Source organism: Marinomonas sp. 63XJN7_7_ISO-PGPR-S23-202 (genome assembly GCF_056173505.1).
This window is the reverse complement of the sequence record NZ_CM149677.1, coordinates 1,489,953-1,508,363: the sequence shown is the minus strand read 5'-3', so window position 1 is coordinate 1,508,363 and position 18,411 is coordinate 1,489,953. Positions and strand designations below refer to the sequence as shown.

Annotated in this window: 18 protein-coding genes; 7 read left to right on the top strand and 11 right to left on the bottom strand. The window is 44.3% G+C overall.

The features are described from left to right. The first annotated feature begins 495 nt into the window (after positions 1–495). Positions 496–1,128: a glutathione S-transferase family protein gene (locus AC0VYG_RS06900; protein WP_475431581.1), complete on the top strand. Its 633-nt coding sequence runs from the start codon at positions 496–498 to the stop codon at positions 1,126–1,128. A 99-nt stretch (positions 1,129–1,227) separates the two neighbouring features. Here the strand turns inward: AC0VYG_RS06900 and AC0VYG_RS06895 are convergent, their stop codons facing one another. The 4 genes from AC0VYG_RS06895 to arfB form a co-directional block, all read right to left on the bottom strand. Further along, positions 1,228–1,638: a GNAT family N-acetyltransferase gene (locus tag AC0VYG_RS06895; protein ID WP_475431580.1), complete on the bottom strand. Its 411-nt coding sequence runs from the start codon at positions 1,636–1,638 to the stop codon at positions 1,228–1,230. A 100-nt stretch (positions 1,639–1,738) separates the two neighbouring features. Then, entirely contained in the window at positions 1,739–2,242 is a 504-nt protein-coding gene (locus AC0VYG_RS06890) for a GNAT family N-acetyltransferase (RefSeq protein WP_475431579.1), read from the bottom strand. A gap of 47 nt (positions 2,243–2,289) precedes the next feature. After that, positions 2,290–3,183: a cation diffusion facilitator family transporter gene (locus AC0VYG_RS06885; protein ID WP_475431578.1), complete on the bottom strand. Its 894-nt coding sequence runs from the start codon at positions 3,181–3,183 to the stop codon at positions 2,290–2,292. A gap of 82 nt (positions 3,184–3,265) precedes the next feature. Continuing rightward, the gene (gene arfB, locus AC0VYG_RS06880) at positions 3,266–3,679 is read right to left on the bottom strand and encodes an alternative ribosome rescue aminoacyl-tRNA hydrolase ArfB (protein WP_475431577.1); all 414 of its coding nucleotides are present in this window, start codon (positions 3,677–3,679) and stop codon (positions 3,266–3,268) included. A gap of 138 nt (positions 3,680–3,817) precedes the next feature. Here arfB and hisA point away from each other — a divergent pair, with 138 nt between their 5' ends. Next, on the top strand, positions 3,818–4,588 hold the full coding sequence (gene hisA / locus AC0VYG_RS06875) for a phosphoribosylformimino-5-aminoimidazole carboxamide ribotide isomerase (protein ID WP_475431576.1): 771 nt from the start codon (positions 3,818–3,820) through the stop codon (positions 4,586–4,588). A 496-nt stretch (positions 4,589–5,084) separates the two neighbouring features. Further along, positions 5,085–5,831: a hypothetical protein gene (locus AC0VYG_RS06870; RefSeq protein WP_475431575.1), complete on the top strand. Its 747-nt coding sequence runs from the start codon at positions 5,085–5,087 to the stop codon at positions 5,829–5,831. 126 nt (positions 5,832–5,957) lie between these two features. Here the strand turns inward: AC0VYG_RS06870 and AC0VYG_RS06865 are convergent, their stop codons facing one another. Further along, positions 5,958–6,431 carry a hypothetical protein gene (locus AC0VYG_RS06865; protein WP_475431574.1) on the bottom strand — a complete coding sequence of 158 codons (474 nt, stop codon included), beginning with the start codon at positions 6,429–6,431 and terminating at the stop codon, positions 5,958–5,960. A 235-nt stretch (positions 6,432–6,666) separates the two neighbouring features. Between AC0VYG_RS06865 and AC0VYG_RS06860 the strand changes: the two genes are divergently transcribed. Then, entirely contained in the window at positions 6,667–8,016 is a 1,350-nt protein-coding gene (locus AC0VYG_RS06860) for a sigma-54 interaction domain-containing protein (protein ID WP_475431573.1), read from the top strand. A gap of 82 nt (positions 8,017–8,098) precedes the next feature. Here AC0VYG_RS06860 and AC0VYG_RS06855 read toward each other — a convergent pair whose 3' ends face one another. The 5 genes from AC0VYG_RS06855 to AC0VYG_RS06835 all read right to left on the bottom strand — a co-directional run bounded on the left by AC0VYG_RS06855 (position 8,099) and on the right by AC0VYG_RS06835 (position 13,087). Next, positions 8,099–9,781: a diacylglycerol kinase family protein gene (locus AC0VYG_RS06855; RefSeq protein ID WP_475431572.1), complete on the bottom strand. Its 1,683-nt coding sequence runs from the start codon at positions 9,779–9,781 to the stop codon at positions 8,099–8,101. A gap of 152 nt (positions 9,782–9,933) precedes the next feature. Further along, positions 9,934–10,236 carry a hypothetical protein gene (locus AC0VYG_RS06850; protein ID WP_475431571.1) on the bottom strand — a complete coding sequence of 101 codons (303 nt, stop codon included), beginning with the start codon at positions 10,234–10,236 and terminating at the stop codon, positions 9,934–9,936. A 90-nt stretch (positions 10,237–10,326) separates the two neighbouring features. Further along, positions 10,327–10,581 (bottom strand): hypothetical protein, encoded by a 255-nt coding sequence (locus AC0VYG_RS06845; RefSeq protein WP_475431570.1) that lies wholly within the window; start codon positions 10,579–10,581, stop codon positions 10,327–10,329. A gap of 476 nt (positions 10,582–11,057) precedes the next feature. Beyond that, positions 11,058–11,777: a glutamine amidotransferase-related protein gene (locus tag AC0VYG_RS06840; protein ID WP_475431569.1), complete on the bottom strand. Its 720-nt coding sequence runs from the start codon at positions 11,775–11,777 to the stop codon at positions 11,058–11,060. Between the two features lie 11 nt (positions 11,778–11,788). Further along, complete coding sequence (locus AC0VYG_RS06835; RefSeq protein WP_475431568.1) at positions 11,789–13,087, bottom strand: NAD(P)/FAD-dependent oxidoreductase; 1,299 nt, start codon at positions 13,085–13,087, stop codon at positions 11,789–11,791. Positions 13,088–13,362: 275 nt separating this feature from the next. Here AC0VYG_RS06835 and aguB point away from each other — a divergent pair, with 275 nt between their 5' ends. The 3 genes from aguB (at position 13,363) to rsgA (ending at position 16,835) form a co-directional block, all read left to right on the top strand. Beyond that, positions 13,363–14,250, top strand: coding sequence for an N-carbamoylputrescine amidase (gene aguB / locus AC0VYG_RS06830; RefSeq protein ID WP_475431567.1), 888 nt, complete (start codon positions 13,363–13,365; stop codon positions 14,248–14,250). Between the two features lie 147 nt (positions 14,251–14,397). Further along, a complete protein-coding gene (aguA, locus tag AC0VYG_RS06825) occupies positions 14,398–15,525 on the top strand; it encodes an agmatine deiminase (RefSeq protein ID WP_475431566.1) in 1,128 nt (375 codons plus the stop codon). Between the two features lie 335 nt (positions 15,526–15,860). Next, positions 15,861–16,835, top strand: coding sequence for a GTPase RsgA (gene rsgA, locus AC0VYG_RS06820; RefSeq protein WP_475431565.1), 975 nt, complete (start codon positions 15,861–15,863; stop codon positions 16,833–16,835). 188 nt (positions 16,836–17,023) lie between these two features. On the opposite strand, the gene AC0VYG_RS06815 is transcribed toward rsgA, so the two are convergent. Next, a complete protein-coding gene (locus AC0VYG_RS06815; RefSeq protein WP_475431564.1) occupies positions 17,024–18,361 on the bottom strand; it encodes a peptidoglycan DD-metalloendopeptidase family protein in 1,338 nt (445 codons plus the stop codon). Positions 18,362–18,411: the final 50 nt, after the last annotated feature.

Genomic DNA, 18,411 nt, shown 5'->3' with positions numbered 1-18,411 from the left:
ACGCCCACCGTAGCACCAAACATTTGGTACTTACTATAAGGACGGATTATAGGTTAGCCATAGTTGCGAAACATTGCGTTAGATCAATATAAAGAGACCGAAAAGAAAGAGACTCAACAAGAGCTCCGTTTATAGACATAGATCAAAAAAACACGAGTTTTCATTAATTGATTGTTTTACAAACCCTTTAATACGGTAAGAAAGACCAATTTTCCACCTATTCCAACGCAAACCTCCCTATATTGGAACAACCACTTTTTTAATAGAGAAGCAGAAGGCATAAAAACTGACACAAAATAGACATTGTCAAACATCACCAATGACTACCTAGAGATGCCAATATTCTTTCCTTTGTAAAACCAAATTTCTCATAACATTCTGGTGTACCATGCTCTGACACATGACTAACGTAATCTGTCATTCACGCGCTTTTATGTCGCCCGTTAACAAGTGAATTCATCATCAAAAGCGCCATTACACATAGAGGACTGTACTATGATCACCATCAATCATTTGGGTGTTTCCCAATCTGACCGCATTGTTTGGCTAATGGAAGAGCTTGGCTTGCCATATAAACTGACATGGTATGACCGGGACCCTAAAACAGGGGGAGCACCTAAAGAGTACCTTGCACTGCATCCCACCGCTACCGCGCCCGTTATCACTGACGGTAACCTCGTACTGACCGATTCCAATGCCATCGTAGAGTATATTTGCCAACGTCATGCACAAGGCAAGCTTTGCATTGCACCAGACAGTACCTTGTACCCTGATTACCTTTACTGGATGCAGTATCATAACCATTTATTGTCGGTGTTTTTTGGCAAAAGCGGCCTTGGTGAGGAAGGTGCAGAATCTGGCTTTGCGAAAATCCTCCAACGCCGTGAAGACAGCTACTACCAGCATTTAAACAATCACTTAGCGACCTCTGAATTTTTGGTCGGCAACGAACTCACCTGTGCTGACATTCTTATCATGTTCGATCTAACCACCTTTCCTCTTTTTGGTGGCAAAACCTTAGAGGGCTTAGACCATGTGCAAGCCTATGTCGAGCGTGTTTCCACTCGTCCAGCCTACCAAAAAGCCATGGCGTTAGCGGGCCCAAGCGCGAAAAATCCAAACGCTTAACCTAGCATTTATTGCCTTATCAATGCTTAGAAAGAAAAATCGAACAACAGACATAAGAAAGCCCATCACTTGATGGGCTTTTTCTCACTGTGACTACATTTATAGTATGCGCATGTACATACCAGAAGAGGTCGGCATTGTTGCCTTAGTAAAACCAAATTTTTCATAAAATGCTGGTGTGCCATGATCAGCCATTAGACTCACATACGCCGTCGTTGGAGCGTTTTCATGTAACCAATTCACCAGTGCCTTCATAATTAAAGAACCAACGCCCTGGTGCTGATGCTCTGGTAAAACCGCCATGTCAGTGATTTCAAAGAAGCATCCCCCATCACCAATCACTCTTCCAATACCGATTGGAAGGTTATTAGAGTACACGACAACGCCAAAAAGGCTGTTTTTTAAACCTATGGTTGCGGCCTCAACCGATTTTCTGGATAGGCCTGCTTGAAGTCGTATGTCGATATAGTCTTCTACACTTGGAATTTCATTACGAACGTCGTAACTCATCAATTTATCCTTTTACCTATTCAGTGGGATGTTCTAAACACTTCGCTTTCTACTAGCCCATGGATCTCACGACTGTGCAGCGGGATGACGAATACGGTCGCTAAGATGCCTTTGGGAAAATATAAATATCACGACTCAGCCCATCTGGAAATTGACTTCGCCTTGATTTAACGCCCCCCAAACGCTCGACCAAAGCCCTCGCGCTCTCATTTGAATCATGCATATAGGTTTCCACTTCATGCCAAGCAAATTCGTTATAAGCATGGGCAACGGCAGCGATGGATGCTTCTTTGGCATACCCTTTGCCCCTTGAGGTTGGCAGTAACCACCAAGTCAGCTCTCTTGGCCAACCTAATCCTTGCCAAAAACCACATACACCAATAATGGTTGCGGACTCTTTTTCTTTGATCGCCCAAACACCAAAGCCATCAATATACCAACCGCCCAGGTCTTCTTTTAAACGCCCCAACGCCTTACCACTGGAGATTGGTCCGCCATAAGCTTTAGAAGCTTCACCATTGGTATAAAACGCATTATATGCTTCAACGCACTCAATGCTGGGAGGTACCAATAACAAACGCTCTGTTTCAATTGTTGGAATCATAATTAACAACTTCTTCTATTCTTATATTTCTAAGCTAAGCCTCACCTTCAATGAGGATGTTCTAAAGCGCAGTTCGCTTCGTCCGCTTCATTTTCTATTTGAATGGTGGCGTGTTCGATTGAAAACTCATCGTGCAGATGGTGTTGTACGTGATGTAAGAATCCCTCTGGCGTAATGTCTTTCACAACTAAATGCACGGTTAAAGCCACTTCCGTGGTGCTTAATGGCCACACATGTAAATCGTGAATACGAACCACTTCTGGTAAATGTTCTAGATAACACCGCAATGCAGGCATGTCGATTTTATCTGGCACTGCATCTAATGTGTAGTTCATGGAGTCTTTTAGCAGCCCCCATGTTCCGATGAATATAACGGCGACAATCAGTAAACTGATCACAGGGTCGACCCATAGCCACCCTTTCCACCAGATAAGTGCCCCCGCAATAACCACACCTAACGAAACGGCCGCATCAGCCGCCATATGCAAAAATGCCCCTTTAATATTCAAGTCGTGATGGTGATCTCCCATAAATAGCAGCGCTGTCACGGTGTTGATCACCACGCCAATAGCGGCGACGACCATCATGGTCACACTGGCAACAGGCGCCGGATGAGAGAAACGAGCAATGGCTTCCCAAGCAATGATGCCCAATGCGGCCAATAGCATCACAGCGCTAATCAAAGACGCTATCACGGTGACTTTTCGAAAACCGTAAGTGCGCTTTTCGGTCGCTGCTTTTTTGCCTAATATGCTCGCTCCCCAAGCCAGCAATAAACTCAACACATCGCTCAAGTTATGTCCAGCATCCGCAATCAAGGCTAACGAGTCGGCAGCAAAACCGTAGAAAAACTCAACGGCTGTAAAAAAAACATTGAGCGCAATACCGATAGCAAACGCGCGGTTATAATGACTAACATGATGACTATGGTCGTGACTCATATAACCTCTTGTGGCAAATAAATGGGATATATTGTCTTCTAAATTATAGGAAAGCAAAGCTTGAGAAAACCACTTCGTTCACTCAATCCCAATTGGAACGGCGCAGTCTTTTGATTTGTCCTTTTTGTTTTTTTACATCTAGGCGTTTTTTCTGAGCCGAGCGGCTTGGTTTGGTGGGTCGACGTGCTTTTTGCTGTTTAATCGCGTCCAAAATCAGCGCCTTTAAGCGCATTAGGGCATCTTCACGGTTTAGCTCTTGAGTACGATATTGTTGTGCTTTTATGACAATATCCCCCTCTTTCGTCAGTCGAGAGTCACTGATGGATAATAAACGCTCCTTATGAAATTCTGGTAAAGAAGAGCTTGCGACGTTAAACCGCAGGTGAATGGCCGAAGACACTTTATTCACATTTTGACCGCCCGCTCCCTGTGCTCGAATCGCGGTTAATTCGATTTCATGATCAGGAATGGCCACCGCTAGGGAAATTTTTAGCATAAAAATAAATGATCTTGCTTTATTAACTATAGAACCAACATTGTATCAGTCTTACAGAGTGTTTGCTTTGGTGCATCGTTTCTAGGTAAATTATCGGTTACAATCCCACTCTTACCTCGAACTATTAGGAGCTTTTTTGTGACTCAATTTCGTCCTTGTATTGATCTACACCAAGGCAAAGTAAAGCAAATCGTCGGTGGTAGCCTAAATGACAAAGGCGCTAAAGAGAACTTTATCAGCGAATACAATGCGGCTTATTACGCATCACTCTATCGTGAACATGGACTCACAGGAGGCCACGTGATCGCGCTTGGTAAGGGCAACCACGAAGAAGCATTGAGTGCACTTCGCACATATCCTGGTGGCTTACAGTTTGGTGGGGGCGTCACCGCACGCAATGCTGCAGACTATCTTGAAGCAGGCGCATCCCATGTCATCGTGACCTCTTATCTTTTTAAGGATAAGGAGTTTTCATGGGATCGACTCGATAAAATCAAACGTGAAACAGGCTTGGACCGCTTAGTATTAGATCTAAGCTGTCGTCGTACAGAAGACGGCTGGTATATTGCAACAGATCGCTGGCAAACCGTTACTTCCATGCCAGTGACCCACGAAAGCTTGGTAGAACTGGCAGATCATTGCGACGAGTTTCTTATTCATGCTGCTGACGTAGAAGGCTTACAAGCCGGTATTGATGAAGAGTTGGTCTCCCTACTCGGACAAGGCTGCCCTGTGGCCGTCACTTATGCAGGCGGTGCTCGCTCTCTAGGAGACTTAAAACGCGTTAATGACCTCTCCAACGGTATTGTGGATTTAACCATTGGCAGCGCCTTGGATATATTTGGCGGTCAAGGTGTAACGCTAGACGCTTGCATCCTATGGAACCAAGCACACTCACACTCCACATGACAGGTGGTCTAAGGACCGACTTTGATAAGACTGATATAAGACAACATCCTAAAGATGTTGTCTTAACTTAATAAGTTGCTTGTTCTTAGACATCGCTACATTCAATGGCAAACCAATAAGTTGCAAGAAATACGTAGAAGTCTGACAATGCGTTTTACTCAGGCAGTTTGTGCAAAAAATTAGCAAATTAATATGTTACCGTATTTCATTACAATTTCTAGACGGTAAAAGCATTTCTATTTCAGATACACTCAAGGTCTTTCTATATTCTAGACAAAGGTCATGACATTGAAGCCTTGCACTGGGCCGCAGACTAAAAATAGTGTTTTAAGATGGGGGCTGTCCGAACCCAATCAGATCGACACAGGTGCACAGGATGAAAAGAATTTGATAAAAAAACTGGTGCGTATCCTAATTTTCTACGCATCTCGACATAGGCACTAGCATACCGCATACTAGCAGCCATTATTTTAAACTCTAATCTCAGGATTAAACGATGTCACTACTTCGTGCTGGCGTATTAATTTTGCCACTTTTACTCAGCGCCTGCTCAACGCCACTTTTAAAAAACATGACACACACCAAAGGCGAGCAGACGACTAAAACAGAACAAACAGACAAGACGACGACAGAAAAAACAGCAGCCAATAACACCGTAACAAAAGTAAAAAAGTTTAAAGAGCAAAAAGAAAAACTGGATACGTTATTAACCACCGCTAAGAAACAATATGATGAACTTCGTGTTCGAGCAGGTATTGCTCCAAAGGAGCCGCAAGTCAATATCAGCACGCTGAACTCTGCTAGCAGCATTGCGAATGCAGAGCAGCTTATCATTGCCTACAACGAGCAAACGGCTACTCAGCTAAAAAACCTAAATACCTTGGTTGAACAACGTAAAAACGCGCCCAAAAGAGGGGATATGCTAAAAATCTTCATTCATAAAGCAGATATCTCTTTGCCAAAAGGCAGCTTCATGACGCAACCACTCATTGGTCAGTGGGTCAGAGGTGAAAGCCGTGTCGTTCGTTTAAAAGACAGTATTTTGTTTGATACGAAGCACTCTGAAGACATTACCGTCACCTACTCTGAACGTTACCAGATTTTGATAAACGGCCAAGTTATCAGTGTGGTGAAACCATTCAGTGACAAAAACACAGTGTCTTTCGATGTCGGTACTTCACAAAAGGATGGCAAAATCAAAGGCGCGTTGGATTACAGTGTGGTGACATCTAGCCAGAACTAGTCTACACGCGATCTGGTATAGGACAGTCATGCAATATAAATGCTATCGGTAGGGGCATTTTTATTGTCTGTTGTCCTAGTCGTACTTATTGCTGTAGATATGGTCCTGCATTAGGCATTTTTGTGGCTAGCCACAGGCTAGCCCTGCTTGCTGGCGCTGGTGACTCACCTGATCTAGCGTCATTTGGATACAGGCTAAAAATTCACTAATACGCAACGCAAATAAACGATCTTTGAGTTTGGCCACTAAACGCTTGATGCGTTTCAGTGCCTGTCGATTAATGCTCATGATTCGATTAGGAAGGTTTTTGTCTGATGCCTTAATGACGTATAAATAGGCTTTACCAATATAGCCAGCTTCTGGGTTCATACTACCGCTGTCTTTGGGTAACTCCCCCAGACAACCTAACAGCCGTTCAGATAACGCAAGATACTGATTCGCTACCATTTGAAACACATGTTGCTCAACCGTATTGGCGACTCGGCCCTGTACTTTTGCATTCGCATAGCCGCCATCGTAACTGATCGAAAAGATATCCCACACTAGGCTCGCATCACTGATTAACGGACTTCCATCGGCTTTCGCTTCACTCTTTTTCATTGTTACTCCCATCAAAGAATGGTTTGTTTTGTGTAAATAACACAAATAACAATTAGGTTTTACGAAAAGTCTCTTACAAAGGCTATGCCAACTTACCAAACCTGTGATTCTATGGGCGCATATTATCGTTAAGCGATATTTTGCTAACGATTTTACCAACAGTAATCGGAAGAAATTACAGGTTCGCATGTCAGCTTTACAGGCTCGCGACCTTACCATTTTCAAGGAGAGGTATATGCCATCACCCAAGCTTTTTATGCACACACGTGATCCATTATTGGCCTCAGCACTACTCGGATTGTCTGGCGTTCGCCAATTCGAATTGTCTATTAGCAACCAAACGGACTCCTGGTTGGAGCAACTGACTCAATCAGGATGCCAGATCGCTCTTATTGAAATAGACAGTCTTAAAGACCAAGCTCTCGCTAATCTAGATAGCAGTTCATTACTGCAAAGCGTGGAGTTTTTATTCTTCAGTCAGGGCGAACCTGACCCCATGCTCGATAATTTGATGAATAAAGGGGCAGGTTTTCATTATCGAGCACCATTTAATTACGATCTAATAAATGCCTCACTCGAAGAAAGTTATAAGGAATTGTCGGTAAAAACACACCGTCAGCAGAGCCACACCAGTTACTTGGACCAATTTTGCCTATTACTCGGCTCTTCCAGCGCGATGCATAGTCTGTACCGTACCATTCGCAAAGTTGCTGTCACGAAAGCCAATGCCTTCATCGTGGGTGAAAGTGGTGCAGGTAAAGAGCTTGTCGCCAACAGTTTGCATGTATTTAGTGAACGCTCTAATCAACCCTTTATTGCGGTAAACTGTGGAGCGTTAAGCCCAGAATTGATCGACAGCGAGTTATTTGGCCATGTAAAAGGGGCCTTTACTGGAGCCCATAAAGACCACACCGGTGTGTTTGAACAAGCCAAGGGCGGAACATTATTTTTAGATGAAATCACCGAAATGCCCTACGAATACCAGGTAAAACTCCTGCGTGTATTAGAAAGTGGCGAATACAAACCGGTCGGTAGCCAGACGATTAAAATGGCCGATGTTCGAGTCATTGCCGCCACCAACCGATCACCACAAGAAGCCATAGAAGAAGAGGTTTTCCGCGAGGATTTATACTTTCGTCTCGCGCAGTTTCCCATTGATGTGCCCCCACTTCGGGAGCGGGACGATGACGCTTGTGGACTAGCACAACACTTTCTTACCTATCGCAATAAACAAGAAAACACTCAAAAGCAACTGTCTGATTCCTGCTTAGCAAAAATTCGCCAGTATCCATGGCCTGGCAACGTTCGAGAGCTGAAACATGCGATTGAACGGGCTTACATTATGTCGGACGATGTGATTGAAGCAGACGACTTAGTTCTCCATGGAGGCCATCAGAAAAAATCATCAGAAATGGAGGCTTGTATACCACAAGGCATGAAGCTGGAAGATCTGGAAAAAATAGCCATTACCCAGACCCTAAAACAAAACCTTGGTAACAAAACAGACACCGCACAGCAACTTGGCATCAGCGTTAAAACGCTCTATAACAAGTTAGATAAATACGAAAACGCCATTCAGCTTTAACAGAAATAGAGCAAAAAAATGGCGAGCCATAATAGGCTCGCCGTTTTCAATTCATATTAACGACAAATCCCTAGTCACCATTTTATGCGTTCTCTGTCGAGGGAGCTGTATGCAAATCGCTTGTTTGTCGCATTAAATCTTCTGGCACTACTACACTCAATGACTGTGGATTAACAACAATCTCAATACTATCCGCCTCTCGCTCTTCACCATCAATCACATAACGACCAACACTGCTTATATCAACTTTAACCCGCTTCGCCGAACGGTGGAAAACCCCATTATTGTCCTCTTGCGCCGCACTGTTTTCATGGCGATCCCCTAAACCAAGGAGCGCCAGTTCAGCCAAATTAAGAATCTGTGTCCGCTCAGGGTCCAACCAGGTTAAATCTAGCTCGCCATCCATGATATTGGGCAACCCTTTTCCTTGTGCCAACAAGGTGGTAACCGGAGCAGCATTGGCAATGGTTAAACTTGGCGTGCGAATCACAAAGGGCTCGTCATCATTAAGGGTGACAGAAAAGTCATGGATTTCATTTTGGCCAATTGCCTCCCAGAGCCCTTGTAAATAAGCAAATTGTCCACTGGTGTTCTTTTTAGTACGATCCGCTTTCTCAATCATTTGCTGCTCAAAGCCCACGCCTGCTAACAACAGCATGAGTTCATCATTACAGGTTGCAGTATCGACACGCAGCTCGCAACCTTCAATTAAATTCAGACAGACTGTCTCAAGAGGCGCCACCTTGGACAAGGTTCCACACAATACCTGATTGAAGGCATTCGCCGTTCCTAGTGGAATAATGCCCAGTTTAATCGGCGTGCCAACCAGTGCACTCGCGACTTCGGTCACCGTTCCATCCCCCCCACAAGCGATGACTAAATCAGGCGAGGATTGAATGGCTTCTTTTGCCAAAGCCGTACCATTCACCTCAGGCGTCGTCGTTTTCACCGTTAGATCATAATAAGCAGACAAATAGCGGAGAATATCACTCTTTTTTTCTTCCCACTCACGCCGTCCCGCCACTGGATTGGCAATCAACCAAGCCGTGTTGTGAACTTTCAATTGTTTTTGATTATAGGAACGTTTTAATCGTTTAAACTGACGCTTATTCAGACGTGCCGTTTGACGAATCGCACGAATTTTTTGCATGGCAGTGTCAGGAGACATATCCTCATTTTGACTTAACAAATACGCCGCCAACATAAATACGGAGCGCCCACGCCCCAGGGCGCAATGAATCACGACGGAGCGATCATTTTTACGATGGGTATGAATCCAGTTTAAGGCTCGCTGGATCTGTAAATCCGACGGTACTGAATGATCTAAAATGGGAATATTCAGGTAATCCATGTCGTCGTGATAGGTTACCCAATTAAGTGAACTAAACTCTGCGGTCACATCAAGAACAGCGCCAATGTTTTCGTGTTTAATATCATGAACATCAGAGGGAAAAAGGCGTCTTGCTAAATACAAGCCTTCATCGATTTTTTGCAGTGCAGGCACAGGATCGTTGTTGCGCGCCCAACTATTATAAAGCTGAGTACTCCATAAAAAAGGTAAAAAAATCCAGCGAATATAAATAGGAACGGTTCCGTCGGAGCGCTTTCGAAAGATGGCTGGTTTATTGAGAAGGTAGGCAAGACTGACACAGAAAAACGAAAGGGCAAACCAAGCCCAAACTAATTTAAAATACATGTTATTGGTAAGAATACACAAAAGAGCAAATACGGCCGTGATAAGCAAATAATAATTTGGCTTAAACAATCACACTCTCCTTAATCGTTTTATCGTTCTTTTTACTGGATAAATGTATGTAACACAACCTCATATTATAGCATGAGCATGATGGATCTACTCTTATGATGAGCTCCCCCAGCCATCACGATACTGGGGGGCAGTCTTAACCAAATTACCTCCTAGCAATCAGAATCTTTGGCATTCATACTTTCTTTTGCTTTTTCACAAGCATCTTCGACAGCATTCCCGGCATCGGTTGCCTTATCATCAATCGCCTCTCCCGCCTCATGCGCTTTATCGCTTATGGCATCACCCGTTTTTTTCAGCTGGTCACTGGCTTTATCGATGGTTTGCTCTACTTTATTGTCGGTCGTTGCAGAATCATTTTTTGATACACTATCATGATCATCGCTGCAGGCTGTTACAGACATGGCCGTGACTGCGACGAGTGCACCTTGAATTAAAATACGCTTAATGCTCATTAGAACTCCTTGTAGGCTAAGTTTAGACGAGTTTAAAAAAAAAGCTCTTTCATAAGGAAAGAGCTTATGCCCCTGACGGCTTTCACCTTATTAGTTCGTCGTACTGGATGAACCTGTTGAACCGCCAGAAGTCGAGCCATTGGCTGCTGGTGCAGCAGGAATAGAGTTAATAGAAGTAGATGAGTCTGTTGACGAGCCACCATTGTTTAAAGACTGTTGTTCAGTCGATGGGGACTGATCCGCCGCTTTTGCGTTGTCACCATCGCTAGATTCTTGACAGGCAGCCAATGTTGCCGCTGTCATCACAATAAAGGCACCTTGCAATAATGTACGTTTCATATTCATTGTTCTCTCCATTTCTCGATTTAGTTATCCAAAAAAGTAATCTAAAAAAACAAGTACCAACGCATTTGCAAAAGCAGGGTTAAAACGGGTGAAACCTATGTTTAACACCAGACACAAATAACATTGCTTGTTTATCGCTTTCGATGAAGAGTATTGCGAAGGCTGTGCCAATCTTTAAAAAACTCATTAAACAATTGATTTTAAATGAATTTTTAACTTAAAAAGAAATTTAACGGTCACTTTTTTCACCCAATAAAAGGTACTTTTTACAATACCGATGAGTAACAGTTTCCGTCGACGAAATGTAAAGACGCAAATAATGTGACCAAGTGGTCGAATCAGAATCGGCCCACTCGTGACAATGAGCGGTTTAGGATAATAGCATTCACAGAAACCATGGAAGAGAAAGAGTGGGTCAATTCAGAAGCCCCACCAGAGAGTAGAGTCAACCATCTGGTGGGGAAGAGAGTATTCGTTTAGGTGCGCTGTCCTTGTTTGATAAAGTCAGCAATCCATTTCAGTACCGCAGGTGCATCCAGTGTTTCTCGCTCGACACTTTCCAAGCCTTGCTCAGACACGTCTTCTGGGATTGGATTTGCCTTTAGCATATCGATCAAAGCAAGCTCGTAGGTTTTATTGAATTCAGGGTGCCCTTGCAAGGTAAAAATGTGATCGTCGTAGAGCAATCCCGCGTATTCACAAAAATCCGATTTGGCAAAAACACGAGCCAGCTCAGGCTTATTGACCACTTGATACTGGTGCATAGCACAGATTGCAAAAGAGGTGACATGATCAGGGATATAAGCATCATGACCGACCCGTTGATAACGATGGATACCAACGCCCCAACCGCCTTCAAACCGCGCAACATCACCACCCAAAGCGTCAGCAATGATTTGATGACCAAAGCAAATGCCAACCAAAGGCTGCTTGTTGGCGTCAATGTCGCGAATCAGATCGTTTAATCTCAGCATCCAAGGAAGACGCTCATCAACATTCGATTTAGACCCCGTAATAAGCCAAGCATCGCATTGGCTTGCTGATTCGGGGAAAACATCGTCACGCACATCAAATGTCTCAAACTCAAAGGAGGCATCCTGCTCTTTTAATAGCGTCACAAACATCTCTGAATATGAGCCAAATTTTGGTAACAAAGCGTCAGAGGTAATACCTGTCGCAAGAATACCTATTTTCATACAACCCCCTTTTAAATACCTAGTTTATCTCGAAAGGCGTAATAAGCCGCTCCGAGGGCAGTATAAGGAACACGCAACACCCGACCACCAGGGAAAGGATACTGTGGTAACCCCGCAAACACATCAAAACGTTCTGTATCACCTTGCAGTGCGTCCGCCAACACTTTCCCCATAAGGTGTGTGCTGGTCACGCCGTGTCCACTATAACCTTGTGCATAATAAAGGTTTTTACCAATACGGCCGACCTGTGGCAAACGCCTTAACGTTAATAAAAAGTTCCCTGTCCAAGCATAATCTATGTTCACTCCTTGTAGAGCAGGAAAGGTCTTAAGCATTTTTGGTACAATTAAAGATTCTACCCTATCAGGCTCCCGAGCACCGTAGGTGGTACCACCACCGTAAATTAGTCGACCATCCCCAGATAACCGATAGTAATCCAGTAAATAGTTACAATCCTCCACACAATGATCGCTCGGTAAAATAGCTTTCTGTTGCTCAGGCGTCAGCGGTTCGGTCGCAATGACTTGAGTACCACAAGGCATGGCTTTTTTCTCAACATCAGGCAGGATGCCCGTTAAATAAGCATTGCCCGCCACAACCACCTGCTTGGCACTAACCGTCCCCTTTGCCGTCGTTACCTGACATATCTCGCCTTCGGTCACCTTTGTCACCTCAGACGCTTCGTAAATCACGCCGCCTAAAGATTCAAAGGCCTTGGCCTCGCCTAACACCAGATTAAGCGGATGCACATGCCCTCCCCAATGGTCTAATAACCCACCGGCATAACGGCCACTGCCGATGTGCTCTTGGATACTGCTCGAAGACAATAACGTCAGTTGATCATGGCCATGGGCTTCCCAGAGCGCTTTTTTCTCTTTCAGCTCATTAAACTGTTTATCATTACAGGCGGCAAAAATAGCCCCCTCTTTTAGATCACAATCAATCTGATAAGTGGCCACTCGCTCACGAATAATTCGCTGACCTTCAAAGGCCATCGCCGCCATTTGCTCGCCAACCACCTCACCATAGTGATGCTTGATAAAATCAATATCTCGACTGTAACTATTTACAAGCTGGCCGCCGTTTCGGCCAGACGCCCCAAAGCCAATTCGGCTTCCTTCGATAACAATGACCTTAAGACCCTGCTCAGCAAGGTGCAATGCCGTTGAAATACCAGTGAATCCAGCGCCAACAATACACACATCACAAGACTGTTCGCCGATCAGTTCACTACGCATAGACTTATCATTTGCCGATGCCGCATAATATGAACTGGTATGTAACAGATTTTCTTGGTCGGACACAGTCATAGATAGCCTCACACAAAACACATTAAAACCGTCAAAGTAGCGCTATTTGAATGTAGCCCAACGGGAAAGTCTATACCCTAACATGGGTATAGCTAGTCAGTTTAATCATAGTAGATTCTACCGCTTAGCGAATTCCCACTGAATTTGCTAAGCATCTGAGTTATCGTTATACAAAATTACTAGACAGTCGTGTTATAAATCGCTATTTGGCAATACGCTAGCCATTTAATTAAGCGATATGAGCCATCATTCCTAAAACTTGTAAGAGAAATGTTATGAGAAAAGTAACCGTTGCCGCCACTCAGATGGCGTGCTCTTGGAACATTGAAGAGAACCTAAATAAAGCTGAAGCCCTAGTCAGACAAGCAGCGCAACAAGGCGCTCAAATCATTTTGCTGCAAGAACTTTTCGAAACCCCTTACTTTTGCATCGAGATCAGTGAGTCTTTTCATGCTCTCGCCACGACGCTTGAAGAAAATACCACTTTTAAGCGCTTTTCAGCGCTCGCCAAAGAGCTTGAAGTGGTCTTGCCTTTTAGCTGGTTCGAAAAAGCGGGCAACGTGCGCTACAACACCGTCGCCATGATCGATGCTGACGGCAGTCTAATGGGGACATATCGCAAAACCCATATTCCAGACAGCGATGGTTACTTAGAAAAATACTACTTTAGTCCTGGTGATACAGGCTTTAAAGTGTGGAACACACGCTATGCCAAAATCGGCGTGGGCATTTGCTGGGATCAATGGTTTCCTGAAACCGCCCGTTGCATGGCGCTACAAGGCGCTGAACTCTTGTTCTTCCCAACGGCAATTGGCAGTGAACCAAGCCAGCCAGAACTAGACAGCAAGCCCCATTGGCAACAAGTGATGCAAGGCCATGCTGCCGCCAACCAAACACCCGTTATTGCCTCTAACCGAATTGGCACGGAAACCGCGAAATACCGTGACTTGTCATTAACCTTCTTTGGTTCTTCTTTCATTACCGACGAGACAGGGGCAAAAGTAGCGGAGGCGGATCGTACTTCGGAAGACGTATTGGTGCATGAGTTTGACCTAGACCATCTAGCTTTCCAACGCCAAGCATGGGGACTCTATCGAGATCGTCGCCCTTCACTTTATCAAACCATTCAAACCTTAGATGGTGTCACACCCGCTAAATCCTAACCGCTCTTTGTTAGATATTTGACCCTATCAAATACCTTATTTAAGGTGTTTGATAGGCGGGATAAAATGCGGTACTTTCGTAATACATGACTCAATGACACGATCATTAGGATACAATAAAAACAGACCAACAGACTGGGACGAACAATGAGTAAGTTGCTGAACTCCACACCGAAACAGGACGGCTTTCGCATGCCGGGCGAACACGAACCACAGGATCAAGTTTGGCTCGCTTGGCCCATACGCGAAGACAATTGGCGCGAGTCAGGTCTGCCTGCTCAAGAAACCTTTACCGCCATAGCCAAAGCCATCGCCCAAACCACTCCCGTTACCGTACTGGCACCAGCGTCACATGTTATTACCGCCCATCAAGCATTAGGGGATGCCATTCGTGTCATTGAAATACCGTACGATGATTGCTGGATGCGTGATATTGGCGCAACCTACGTGGTAAACGATCAAGGTGAACGTCGTGGCGTCAGTTGGCATTTTAACGCATGGGGGGGCGACCTAGACGGCTTGTATACGCCTTGGGACTTGGACGATGCCATCGCCCCACAAATGGCGGCAATTACAGGCGACGATTACTATCAAGCACCTTTCATTCTCGAAGGTGGTTCCATCCATTGTGATGGTGAAGGGACACTTTATACTACGGAAGAGTGTCTACTACACCCCAGTCGTAACCCAGAGTTAAGTAAACAAGATATCGAAGCCTATTTAGCCGATTATTTGAACATTGAAAAAGTTATCTGGCTTAAGAATGGTTTATTTAACGACGAAACCAATGGGCATATTGATAATCTATTGCATGTGATACGTCCTGGTGTCGTCGCACTGACTTGGTGTGAAGACAAAAACGACCCACAGTATGCCATTAGCCACACCGCTTATGAGGTACTGAGCCAGAGCAAAGACGCCAAAGGTCGTTCCATAGAGATTATTAAACTGCCGCTGCCAGGCCCGCTTTATATGAGTGAGACAGAAAGCAAAGGGTTAAAGCACACACCAGACACCACTGTCACAATGCAAAGCGACGGTATGGCACGCAAAGCGGGTGAGCGTTTGGGCGGTTCCTACGCCAACTTTTTAATTACTAATCATGCGGTCATCTTTCCTTTGCTAGATGAAAATAACGATGCAAAAGCCAAAAAGATTCTAACGGAAGCCTTTCCCGATTATCAGCTCATTGGCATACCGGCAAGAGAAGTATTACTTGGGGGAGGTAACATACATTGCATTACACAACAGGTTCCAAGTAGATTAACTCGCTGATTTAAGACAGCATTTTTATTTAATTTCATTAAGAAGTTTGTCTGTTAACCAACAGCAAACTTCTTTTTTATTAATAAAATCATACTCATAACGATGCCCTTATAGGCCATTGAAAAAACCCCTTTAAAAAGCACACCAAATACTACAAAACTTTCCTAGATACCTATTTTCCCTATAACAACCCTGTGCTAATCTCACAAACATCATAATGGCGCTTATTGCCTGAAATGATGTATTTTGATTAGCCTTTTGCACAAGATTCACCCAGTAAATTGTGTTCTTATGTACTGTGCTCCAAATTAAATTTTTGCGTTAAACGCTTAGGGTAATACCAAATGGATACCACGTTCACCTTATTGACTTTAGGCTGGCAACCTTATTTTCAACAACAGCTGTCATTGGATGACTTAGAGTCGAACCAGATTGCACGTATTTGTTCTTGTCAAACGAATCATTACGAATTGATTGGTGAGTCAGGATTGTTCCAGCTTGATCGCCATGACGATTTACCTGAAATGGTGATCGGCGATTGGGTGATTACCGACGCCAATGGAAACTTCTTACGACGCCTGGATCGCAGCTCATCTTTTGAAGATAACGCGGCCAATGTCGATACCGTTTTCATTGTGAGTCCGTTAGATCAAGATATTAACCTGCCTCTTATCAAACGCTACTTAGAACTCACCCATGAAGCTCAGGCCGATGCGGTAGTGGTTTTGACCAAAGTCGATGCCTGTGACGACGCCAGCGAAAAGCGTGCTCTTATTGAACGACTGGATCCTTTGTTGATTGTCGAAACGGTAAATGCATTAGACAGCGACAGCCTTTCTTGCTTGGCACCTGCCCTTAAACAAGGCAAAACCATTGCCCTGCTTGGTGGCGAAGGCGCTGGTAAATCGGCTTTAATCAACACATTAAAATCGGTCAATAGTGAAGTACAAAGTGTCGAAATTGGGGCTTCTAAAGCGCTACAAACCTTACCTCATGGTGCCATTCTTTTGGATACCCAAGGTTTACGTGACCTACAAACAGCACAATATAACAGCAGCAAAATCGAAAGCTACGCCGATATTCTCGCGCTGGCTGAAGAATGCCGTTTTAGCGACTGCCATCACCAAGGTGAGCCAGGCTGTGCTATTGCGAAAGCAATAAAAGAAAATCGACTAGACGAAAGTCGTGTTGCCAACTTTATGCTGATGCTATCTGAAGACAATGATGATGACAGTTTCAGTAAATCGAAACCACAAGGTAAGTTTTACCGTAGCGCACAGTCTGATATTCGTGCACGAAAACACAGTGCGGCAGAGTAAATTCTAAGTCTCGCTGATCCCCCCTATTATTAAAAATGGCCCAATTTAGGGCCATTTTTTTGTCATGTTTCTGATCCTTTACGCTCTTTTTCCGTCTGTTCTCTTTCTCCATACGCCTAAACCTAAAAAACGGCACTTAACAGTACCGTTTTTTTAAATATCTCTTTTGAATAACACTCACCCATAAACTAATAAGGTTGTTGATTCATCATGGCAGTCCAGCGTTTAACGTGTTCCTTAAACTCTTTCATTTTCGACTTTGGAATCGACTGCAAAGTCGGAATTTTTGCTTTCATTGGATCAACAGGTTTACCGTTAACGTGCAGTTCATAATGTAAATGAGGGCCCGTTGTTCGTCCTGTATTACCCGACAACGCAATCACCTGACCACGTTTCACATGCTGCCCTTTTTTCACCAATATTTTGCTTAAATGCAAAAAGCGAGTGCTGTAGATACCAATATTATTGATGTCTAAATATTTACCCGCGTATTTCTGGTAAGCAACTCGTGTCACCACGCCATCCCCTGTTGCAAGCACCTTCGTTCCAGTAGGTGCCCCTAAATCGGTGCCATTATGGGGAGCTAAGCGCCCTGTTATTGGATGACGACGGTGTGGATTAAATGGCGACGTCACGCGATAGTGGATTTTTGTCGGCCAACGTAAAAGTGCTGGCGTTAAACTATTGCCATGGGCATCGTAATAGCGCCCATCAGAATACAAGAAAGCGCGATAAGTATGGCCTTTCACAGTAATCTGCATAGCTTCCAACTGATCGCTGCCCACTGGCTTACCATCAACATCGCCTTTTTTTACCACCACATCAAAAGCATCGCCGGCTCGGAGATCTCTTCTAAAGTTAAAACGCCCTTTGAATAAATCTCGCACAATCACGATATTGGCATCGGAGAGACCCAGCTTTTTAGCGGACAAATAGAAGCTGCCGTTAATAGTGCCGTGTTCTGCTTCTTGAACGTAATTTATCGGCTTAGTATATTCTTTATAAGTAAAGCCGCCGCCATCATGACGCACGTAGGCGATACTTTTACTCGGGTCTAAACGACGAGACAAGCTCTGTAACTTACCGTCCTCATCCGCGGTAAAGATTAGGGTATCCCCCGGAATTAATGGATCTAATACCAAATACTCTTCATCGGCTTCCAAAATGGCATACATATCTTGACGCGAAAAACCAAGCTGCTGAAAAATGCCATCTAGGGTTTCACCTGACTTAATAACATGGTCAACCACATGGGGGACCGCTTGTGGCTTGGCGACTTGTTGCACAGGATCCACACTGTCGTCACCTGTCGCTGAATCATGGAATGTCGACGGGGATAACTCTTTACCCGACACATCAATGGCTTTTTTATTGGGTAAAGTGTAAGTATTTGGATCAGTGTCTGAGCGAGGCTCAACCAATATTTGATAAACACACATCAGTAAAATAAACACACCCAAGATCACAATAAGCCAAGCTTTTGGTCCTGATGGCATCCAGCCAGAAAGGCGATTTTTAAAAGACATAAAACAAACTCATTAAAACAACAAAAGCGGTTCTATCAAGAACCCTCACA